Consider the following 5,077-nt stretch of genomic DNA (forward strand, 5'->3'; position numbering starts at 1 on the left):
GTAGGGGCACGAGGCACAATATCTGGATTAAATCCCCCCACTTGGTTCGTCCGAATTACCCACAAAGCGGCTCCATTATTTAACAAAATCGTGGCAATTTCATCATGCGCCCGTCGAGGTAACATGGTTCGCCAAGTTGTTGCTGCCTTCAAGACAGTGGTAAGGGTGCCGTCCGCTGTCCTGGTTCCTGCTAAATTCTCAGCGTTTTCTTGCCAATCGGAACGAATAATCCCTAGGGGTGCTAATTGCTTTTCAAGCGATCGCCCTAGTTTCACGAGTTGCTGGAATCGTAAGGTTTGAGTGTCTGTGGGATGACGCCGCAACCACTCTTGAATGCGGGGATTAGACGCCACCTGTTTCTCTACCTGCTTAATCGTCACAAAAAGCGCTTGATTAGCATCTTGTACGCAAGAAGTTGAGGGTGTCACCACTGAACTACCCGTTCCATCTCCAATCCGGTAGCGTGCCATCATAATATCCAACTGGCGCATAAATTCTTTCATCGGTGACAGTTGGATGCCATCAAAATCATAATCTTGCGTCACAGCATCGAGCTTGACGATCGCATCGGATACAGGCCGATTTCCCAGCCAACCCCGCTGCAAATCTCCCATATAAGTAGACCATTTCATGGTGCCAGCAATAATGCCATCAGGGTTATGGGCGTAAACTTGTCGATACTCAATGTCAAAGCGCAACTCATCCGTGAAGCGATCGCGCACGACCGTCGCAATTCCATAAGCAAAGTGTCCGGTAACTACGCCCAGCGGTTCGGGTTCGGGTTTTTTACCCCCAATTCCACCGTATGTATGAAGGACAATTGCTCGATCTCCCTCGCGCCATTTCGATACCGCCTCGTTAAATTGTTGACTTTTTGGATCGAGTAAAACTATCTTGGCGGTTCCTTTTTGACCTTCAGTACCTTTCCAAAGTTCTTTTTTCAGATAGGAATTAGCAGATTTCCGATTTACCCGCACTTCATCCGGTTGCAAACGCATCAGGGCGCGGGGTTCAATTGCCTGGGTGACAAATATTCCCTCGGCATCTTTTGTCCCATAAATGTACCAGCCTGCGGAATTGAGGGGAGACTTTTCAATTCCTCGATTTGTTGACCGAGTAATCCCGTTGCGGTCAGATGGCACTTGAGGAATCCGAATGGTTTCTAAAGGTCCATCAAATTGTTTTGTTTTTTTATTAAAGTGACGTACAACAAAACGATCCGAAGAAGACGTTGCGCTAACGCTATCTGCTTCCTCTCGTTTAATAATTGTCACTAAAGCATAAATCCGACCCGTGACTTGTACGGGTTCTTGGGCAATCTTCAGCGAGGGACGTTCTTTTTGGTGATTGGTGACAACTACAGGGTTTTTGAGTTCCACGACGACATCATCTTGAGGTCGCGCTCCAGCCAAGGATTCTAAGGGATCGACATTTTGCCAATTGTTTAATCGGTCAGGATGCAAATTCCCCGTTTTTTTACTATCTTCAGTTGCCTGAATAAATTTGACATCTTGTGTTACAGCCTGGACAAATCTTTGCACTTCTGCGTCCCGGCTCCATTCTAAATTTACAATTTTCCCTACTAGATTTTGATGCGCGGAATCAGCATTATAAACTTCAAAAAGCACCGATTTTCTAAGCTGTCTCTGCTCTTTCGGTAGTAATATTAGGCGTCCTGTCCACACGCTGACGGGTTGATAAACACTCGATGAGATAGGATAATTAACCGGATAAGAATTTGGTTGATTTAATTGATTTTTGAGGTAAATTTCATAATTTGATATATTATTTTTGTTAGCAGAATTTTTTAATGTATAATAAATAAAAAAGCCGGAACCCAAAAGCAAAAAAGTCAGGCTAACGAGACCTCTTAAAAAGACTCGTTTAAATCGTTTAGACTTAATCAAAGATTTTATCAAAATTTAATTTAAAAATATATAAATATTGGCAGCTATAAGCTAGATTCATCAGAAAAAAGGATGAAGTTTAAAATTTCGGCTGACAGTATGAGTAAAAAACTTTTTTTGTCACCTTCAATCTTTTTCATCCTTCATCCTTGATTTTGTTCCTTTAGAAATGAGCCTGTGGTCCTGCCCAAGAATGGGTAATCGTTTGACCAAAAATGAGGGGTTGATCCTCAATTGCGGCTACGGTTTGACCCTTCAAATCAACAGCCCATAGAGGCCACTCTTCCTCGCCCAATTCGCCTGCTCGAAACAGCACTTGGTCGGGATTAGTTTGACTCCAGCCTAACAACACCGCGTTGGTGTAATCATCGCGGTCAGGAGAGAGAGTCGTAGTACGATTCTGCTGACGATCCCAAACAACGGCATAGTCAGAAGCATCGGACGTACTAAATAAACCTTCAAATTGCCGTGCTAAGACGCGATCGCCTTTCGCTGACCACGAAATGGGGATCAAGATGGCGATGATCCCCGGCATATCCGCTTCTTCGTTACTGACAAAGGGATTGTCAGCCAAAGGAGAAGACGCCGAGATCGTTCGTAAATCCCCTGTCCTCAAATTTTCTACAAACATGACGCTGGAAATGCGGCATTGGTACAACTCCGGTTGCACCTGCAACTGAATCCGGCTGTAAGCAGCATACTGACCATCAGGAGACACTAAAGAGGGACTGCGATAGTAACGTACCCCAGTGCCGCCGTTGGCGGTAACTTCTGCATGAGTAGTCATTACCCAATTCCACGGGACGGGATGAGGGCTGTCGAGGGGGTCGATTTGCACTACTGCTTGAGTCATGTCGGGAGCAGCTTCAGATAATTCCTTTCGGGCTTGCGGATATTGCATGGTAGAGGGACCTGCGATTGTAGACGCAGCCGTGCCAGCTAAGGCAAATGAGCTAGGAGCCATCAGCAGCGCAGCCGCAATAAGCGGAAGGTATGGTTGATTAGAGCACCATCCTGAGCGGAAGAGGCGAATGAACATTGATTGGGGGTGGGGTTGCTAAACGGCGTTTCTTGTGTGAGGAGCAACGCCCAAGGAACGGTGCAGCGTCCCTATATCTATATGTATATCCACAAAACCTGTCAAAAAAAACAAAAGATGTAAAAAAATTTATCATATCTCAATGAATCCGGCTTGATGGGTGAAACACCTTATCGCTCTTGTTATGATATTTTTCCACAAGACGGTCGAAAAGCGATTAAAAATTAATCTAAGGCAAGAAATTTTCTTGGGGGCAGGTTGACTGATTTCTACATACTTGCCTAGACAGTGACTGAGGGCTACCTAATAACATCACAACGGCACTCCAGGGTTATATCCCAAAAGTATTCCCAAATGTCTCTTCGCGCAAGTTAATAATGCGATCGCCCATTTTTATTGCCTCGGACAACGAAAAAAGCTTAATCGCATTATCGAGTGTTAATCTGTTGTCTGGATAAAAATAGGAAAACGGGTGACAAAACAAGAAGCACCATTTGCCGATAACACTTCTCCTCGCCAATCTACAGGCATTGGGCGGTTTTTACTGGTTTTACTCTGGCGAGTGCTGTTGCTGGGGGTGGGAGGTGGCTTGGCGTGGCTGTTCGGTCTCGTCCTCGCGGGAGTCTTTCCCGACCTGACGCCAGAGGTGCCCCTAGTTGTGAAAGTGCTGCGCCGCGCCAAACTAGAGACATCCACCGCCTCCTCTACTTTTAAGCCGTCCCCTGCTGTCACCAGCGCCAGTCCGCCAGTAGAACTGAGTGCGGAACAAAGACGGCAACTGCAAGCAGAGCTGCAACAGTTACAGGCGCAATTGCAAGCACTGCGCGATCGCACAACCAAACTGGAAACCCAAGTCGGTCGCCAGAGTTCCAGCGAACCTCTAGCGGCACGTCTACAAGAAATCTCCCAGCAACTTCAAGGCGATCGCGTTCCCAATTCCAATCAAGTCACTACCGCTTCTAGGGTTTCTCTACCATCGGATGCTTTGAAAGCCACCCTACCTAGCGACTTGTTATTTAAAGACAGCGATAGCGTTCTGCTACCACAGGCACCCGTAATTTTAGACAATGTCATCGCCGATTTACGGAACTACCCAGGTGCCACAATTCAAATTGCTGCTCACACCGATGACGTTGGTGAATCTACAGACAATCAAGCGCTATCGTTTCGACGCGCCCAAGCTGCTGAGCAGTATTTATTCACTGCTTTGGAGAAAAAATATCGCATGATTGTTGTTGGTTACGGCGAAACTTTTCCCTTAGTAGAAAATAATAGCGATACCAACCGACAACGAAACCGCCGCATCGAAATTGCCATTATTAACCCTTAGTTTTTACTTTTTTGCTAATGGTTAAGGGAAAAATTGCTTTTCAATCAAGACCAATTACCAATTACCGTTCCCTAAGGAAATGAAAGTCATATTTTTTGGCACCCCACAATTTGCCGTCCCTACTTTAGAACGGTTACTCGCTAATCCAGAATTTGAAGTTTTAGGCGTTGTTACGCAGCCGGATAAACGTCGGGGACGGGGCAACCAAATGATGCCTTCTCCCGTTAAATCAGTCGCCTTGGCGCATCAGCTACCTGTTTGGCAACCGCAGCGGATTAAAAAAGACGAGGAAACGCTCGCTCAGCTAAAACAGACAAATGCAGATGTTTTTGTTGTGGTGGCATACGGACAAATTTTGTCCCAACAAATTCTAGATATGCCCAAATTGGGTTGCATCAACGTACACGGCTCGATCTTGCCCAAGTATCGGGGTGCTGCTCCCATCCAGTGGTGCCTCTATCATGGCGAGACAGAAACGGGGATCGCAACGATGCTAATGGATGCGGGGATGGATACGGGGGCAGTGCTGCTAAAAGCTAATACGCCGATTGGACTGTTAGATAATGCTCAAGATTTGGCGCAAAAGCTTTCCGAGATTGGGGCAGATTTATTAGTAGAAACCCTCCTGAAGCTGGAACGCCAGGAAATTGAACCAATCCCCCAAGATGAATCGCAGGCGACTTATGCGCCGCTGATTAAAAAACCGGATTATTGTCTTGATTGGTCGAAAAGCGCGATCGCATTACATAACCAAGTCAGAGGATTTTTCCCGGATTGTGTGGCAACATTTCGGGGGAATCC

The 5,077-nt window shown here is 46.1% G+C and carries 4 protein-coding genes; 2 read left to right on the plus strand and 2 right to left on the minus strand.

The window, feature by feature from the left end; genetic code table 11:
• Both H6F50_RS08970 and H6F50_RS08975 read right to left on the minus strand, forming a co-directional pair.
• The coding region (locus tag H6F50_RS08970) for an abortive infection protein (protein WP_190428418.1) at positions 1 to 1,541 on the minus strand (1,541 nt) is incomplete at its 3' end.
• 529 nt (positions 1,542 to 2,070) lie between these two features.
• The gene (locus H6F50_RS08975) at positions 2,071 to 2,760 is read right to left on the minus strand and encodes a hypothetical protein (protein ID WP_190410893.1); all 690 of its coding nucleotides are present in this window, start codon (positions 2,758 to 2,760) and stop codon (positions 2,071 to 2,073) included.
• A 658-nt stretch (positions 2,761 to 3,418) separates the two neighbouring features.
• Here H6F50_RS08975 and H6F50_RS27895 point away from each other — a divergent pair.
• A complete protein-coding gene (locus H6F50_RS27895; RefSeq protein WP_190428419.1) occupies positions 3,419 to 4,276 on the plus strand; it encodes an OmpA family protein in 858 nt (285 codons plus the stop codon).
• 79 nt (positions 4,277 to 4,355) lie between these two features.
• On the plus strand, positions 4,356 to 5,077 hold a 722-nt coding region (gene fmt / locus H6F50_RS08985), incomplete at its 3' end, for a methionyl-tRNA formyltransferase (protein ID WP_190428420.1).

Source organism: Coleofasciculus sp. FACHB-712 (genome assembly GCF_014695635.1).
In the GTDB taxonomy this organism is placed as follows: domain Bacteria; phylum Cyanobacteriota; class Cyanobacteriia; order Cyanobacteriales; family FACHB-T130; genus FACHB-T130.